This window comes from Mesorhizobium sp. B1-1-5, from assembly GCF_006443065.1.
Lineage (GTDB): Bacteria > Pseudomonadota > Alphaproteobacteria > Rhizobiales > Rhizobiaceae > Mesorhizobium.
Window position 1 is genome coordinate 1 of record NZ_VFWS01000204.1, and the last position, 4,306, is coordinate 4,306.

A 4,306-nucleotide genomic window follows, 5' to 3' on the forward strand; every position below is an offset into this window, starting at 1 on the left:
GATCCTCGGGACAAGCCCGAGGATGACGTCAAGACATGCCGGGTTCTCCGAAGTCCCAAAGCCATGTGCAATAGCCCTGCCTTTGAGGGGGAGATGGCCGGCAGGCCAGAGGGAAGTGTTCAAGCTCGACATCTCCAACCCTCAGAACTGGTAGCGACGCAGGCGCGTCTGCACGAGGAACAGGTAGACGCAGACGCCGGCGAGGATGATCAGGAACATGATCGTGGCGATCGCGGCGCCCATGTTGGGATCGCCGACCTGCAGCTGGAAGCCGAAGAAGGCGCGGTAGAGGAAGGTGCCGAGGATGTCGGTCGAATAGTTCGGCCCGGCGAGCGCCCCTTGCGCCGTGTAGATCAGGTCGAAGGCGTTGAAATTGCCGACGAAGGTCAGGATCGAGATGATGCCGATCGAGGGCAGGATCAGCGGCAGCTTGATCTTCCAGAACTGCGCCATGCCGGTGACGCCGTCGCATTCGGCCGCCTCGATCACTTCGTCGGGGATCGACAGCAGCGCCGCGTAGATCAGCATCATCGGGATGCCGACGAACTGCCAGACCGAGACCAGGCTGAGTGCGGTGAGCGCATAGTGCTCCTTGCCGAGCCACGGCGTGAAGAAGCTCTTCAATCCGACGAAATCCATCAGATGCGGCGCCACGCCCCAGATCGGAGACAGGATCAGCTTCCAGGCGAAGCCGACGATGACGAAGGACAGGATCGTCGGCACGAAGATCGCCGTGCGGTAGAAGGCGGTGAAGCGCAGCCGAGGGCTGGAAAGAAGCGCCGCCAGAAGCACACCGATCGGGTTCTGCATCAGCATGTGGATGATGAAGAACCAGACATTGTTCCTGAGCGCGTTCCAAAAATTCACCGACCAGTTCGGATCGCCGAACAGTGTGCGGAAATTGCCCAATCCGACAAAGACCTGGGACTGCTCGATGTTGCGGAACAGCGAAAGCTGCAGCGTGCCGAACAGCGGCAGGATCATGAATGCGGTGTAGACCAGCACCGCCGGCGCCAGGAAGACGCCGACATGCCAGCGGATCGCTCTTTTCGGTCGCGTTTCTGCAGCCATGAGTTCGGTAGCCATGAGTTCGGTTCCCCGCCGTCTCTGGGTTCCAGTTCGGTCGATGCTAGCTGGTGCCTCGATGCACGGCTTGGCTGTCCCCTTCGAGGAGAAAGACAAGCCAGCGACAGATCGGCTCCGTCTTCCCCGCACGGTGAGGGTAAGACCGGGAGGCTGCGCCGACAATCGCTATCGGGGACTGTTTGAACGCCGGCCGGGCCCGAGCCCGGCCGGCATCGCAATCGATGCTCTTACTTCGCCGGCTTATACCAGCTGTCGAGGCCGTCCTGCAGCTTCTTGGCCGCGGCTTCCGGCGTATCGGTGCCGTTGATCACATTGGCCGATTCAACCCAGGTCTCGTTCTCGAGGTTCGGCGTGCCGCGCGACAGGATCTGGTAGGTCGAGCGGATCGTCGACTTGCACTTGCCGCGCCAGGAGACGAATTCCTGCGCCAGCGGATCTTCCATCTTCACCGGCGAGGAGTTCAGGCTGAAGAAGCCGGGCAGCGCGTTGGCGTAGATGGTGGCGAAATCCGGCGAGGCGACCCAGGACAGGAACTTCTTGGCCTCTTCCGCATGCTTCGATGCCGCATTCAGGCCCATGCCGATGTCGGTATGGTCGGAGATGTAGCAGGTGTCGCCGGCCTTCTCGACTGGCGGCGGGAAGGCGCCCATCTTGAACTGGGCCTGGGTGTTGAACAGGCCGATTTCCCACGAGCCGGCCGGGTAGATGGCGGCGCGGCCGAGCGTGAACAGGTTCTGGCTGTCCGGGTAGGTCTGCGCCTCGAAGCCGTCGCCGAGATACGGCTTCCACTTGGCCAGTTCCTCATACGGCGCGACCCAGTCCTTGTCGGTCAGCTTTTGCTCGCCCTTGATCAGCGCCTGGCGGCCTTCCTCGCCCTTCCAATAGTTCGGGCCGATATTCTGGTAGCCCATGGTCGCGGCTTCCCAGAGATCCTTGGTGCCCATGGCCATCGGGATGTAGGTTCCGTCCGCCTTGATCTTGTCGAGCGCCGCGAAGAACTCGTCGCGGGTCTGCGGCACCTTGATGCCGAGCTTGTCGAAGGCATCCTTGTTGTAGATGAAGCCGTGGATGACCGAGGCCATCGGCACGCAGAAGCTCGACTTGCCGTCGTCGGTCTGCCAGGCGGCCTTGGCGACGGGCGAGAAGTTCTCCATGCCAGGCAGCGAGCTCAGATCGGCGAGGTTGCCTTTCTTGAACAGTTCCAGCGACTTGTCGAAGGGGCGGCAGGTGATCAGGTCGCCTGCCGAGCCGGCGGCGAGCTTGGCGCCGAGGGCCGCGTCGTATTCGGTCGGCGCCGAAGGCGCGAACACCACCTTGATCCCGGGGTTCTTGGCTTCGAAGGCCGGGATCAGCTTGTCCTTCCAGATGGTCAGGTCGTCGCCGCGCCAGCTTTCGATGTTGAGCGTCACGTCCTCGGCCAGCGCCATCCCGGTCGTTCCGAGGATGCTTGTGCCGAGCAGAAGGGCCGTCAGTAGTTTGGTCTTCATCTTCAGTCTCCCTGTTGACCTTTTTCAGGTTCGGTTTTGAGAACAGAGGCTCAGCGCCCCTTGCTCCCCTCGCAAGCCCGTTTCACCCGATGGAAATCGGGATGAAACAGGCCCTACTTCTTTGTTAGGGCATGATCTCTTCCGAAAAGCGGGTTCCACTTTTCGGGATCATGCCCCAGCGCGGAAAGCGCCGGCCTGAGCTTCTGGCCGGTTCCTTCCAGTATCTTCTCGGCCGCGTCGGCGCTGGCGGCGCCCGCGGCGAGCAGAATGGCGGTTTTGACGCCGCCGCGGCTCTCTTCGAGCAGGCGGGCGGCGTCGTCGCGGCTCTTGCCGCTGATGGCGGCAACCATGCGCACGGCGCGGTCGCGCAGCTTGATGTTGTCGGCGGTCAGGTTGACCATGTAGCCGTCGTGAATATGGCCGAGATGGACGGCGGTGAGCGTCGAAAGCATGTTGAGCGCGATCTTCTGCGCGGTGCCCGCGCCCATGCGCGTCGAGCCGGCGATCAGCTCAGGCGGCGTTTCGAGCAGAATGGCGACGTCCGCCTGCTTGAACAGGACGGCGCCCCGATTATTGGCAATCGCGATGGTGGCGGCGCCCCGGCTGCGCGCGTCTTCGAGCGCCCGCACGGCATAGGGCGTGGAACCGCTGGCGGAAATGGCGATCAGGCAGTCGCCCTTGCCGACGGCAGCCGCTGCAACCGCCGCCGCTGCTTCCTCGGTGTCGTCCTCCGGTCCGCCGGCCAGCGTGCGGAAGGCTTCCTCGCCGCCCGCGATCAGGATGGCGATGCGGTCGCGCGCGATGCCGAAGGTGCCCGGCAGTTCCAGCGCGTCGGCCACCGCCATCAGGCCGGAGCTGCCGGCCGCCGCATAGGCGAGCTTGCCGCCGCTCTTCAATTGCTTCGCTATGAGTTCGGCGGCAACGGCAATCGCCGGGATGGCGCCGTGCACGGCCTTGCCGGCCTCGATCTGGGCGTTGGCCAGGAATGCCAGAATGGTTTCGGGGGCCTGGACATCCAGCCCCTCGGCATTCTGGTGGAGCGCTTCGGTGCGCGTCTCGGCCATCATTTTCCTCCGACTGAGCAAACAATACCAAAAAAATACCACTTGTCCACACGCATTAATGAATTTCAGGCGGCGGACCTTGCTTGCCGGCAAATTAACGCGACTTTTCAATAAAATGCGCCTTAATCTTTTTTGAACAGAAATTAACTCTTGGCTATTGGTATTTTATTGGTATTATTCCGGCCTGAGGAGAAATCGCGTGAAATTCGTGCTTGGCATCGATGGCGGCGGCACCAGCTGCAGGGCGGCCCTTGCGACCGTCGACGGCGCCGTCGTCGGTCGCGCCAAGAGCGGTGCCGCCAACATCCGCACCGACCTCACCGGTGCCCGCGCCAACATCGTCGAGGCGGCGAGGCAGGCTTTTCTGGCCGCCGGCGCGGATCCGGAGCTGATTCCCCAAACGCCGGCTATTCTCGGTCTCGCCGGCGCCAATGTCGGCACCTATCGGCAGCAGCTCGAAGCGATCCTGCCCTTCAGCCGGAGTCGCGTCGAAACCGACGCCGAGATCGCGCTAGAGGGCGCGGTCGGGCCTAGTGACGGCGCCATGGCCATTCTGGGCACCGGCACCGCCTATATGGCGCGTAAGGACGGCAAGTCGCGCGCCATCGGCGGCTGGGGTTTCCAGGTTGGCGACCAGGGCAGCGGCGCCCGCATCGGCCGCGACCTGCT

The 4,306-nt window shown here is 63.2% G+C and carries 4 protein-coding genes; 1 reads left to right on the top strand and 3 read right to left on the bottom strand.

Features of this window, described 5'->3' with window-relative positions:
• Positions 1-141: 141 nt before the first annotated feature.
• From FJ980_RS29275 to FJ980_RS29285, 3 genes are all read right to left on the bottom strand, one after another.
• Positions 142-1,071: a sugar ABC transporter permease gene (locus tag FJ980_RS29275; RefSeq protein WP_140547115.1), complete on the bottom strand. Its 930-nt coding sequence runs from the start codon at positions 1,069-1,071 to the stop codon at positions 142-144.
• A gap of 242 nt (positions 1,072-1,313) precedes the next feature.
• The gene (locus tag FJ980_RS29280) at positions 1,314-2,573 is read right to left on the bottom strand and encodes an ABC transporter substrate-binding protein (protein WP_140547114.1); all 1,260 of its coding nucleotides are present in this window, start codon (positions 2,571-2,573) and stop codon (positions 1,314-1,316) included.
• A 113-nt stretch (positions 2,574-2,686) separates the two neighbouring features.
• Positions 2,687-3,637 (bottom strand): N-acetylmuramic acid 6-phosphate etherase, encoded by a 951-nt coding sequence (locus FJ980_RS29285; protein WP_140547116.1) that lies wholly within the window; start codon positions 3,635-3,637, stop codon positions 2,687-2,689.
• Between the two features lie 199 nt (positions 3,638-3,836).
• Between FJ980_RS29285 and FJ980_RS29290 the strand changes: the two genes are divergently transcribed.
• Positions 3,837-4,306 (top strand): BadF/BadG/BcrA/BcrD ATPase family protein (locus FJ980_RS29290; protein WP_281406344.1); only part of this gene is annotated, 470 nt, incomplete at its 3' end.

Bases quoted from the DNA above. Each gene is read 5' to 3' on its own strand.
- FJ980_RS29275 (WP_140547115.1), bottom strand. From the start codon at position 1,071: ATGGCTGCAGAAACGCGACCGAAAAGAGCGATCCGCTGGCATGTCGGC.
- FJ980_RS29280 (WP_140547114.1), bottom strand. From the start codon at position 2,573: ATGAAGACCAAACTACTGACGGCCCTTCTGCTCGGCACAAGCATCCTC.
- FJ980_RS29285 (WP_140547116.1), bottom strand. From the start codon at position 3,637: ATGGCCGAGACGCGCACCGAAGCGCTCCACCAGAATGCCGAGGGGCTG.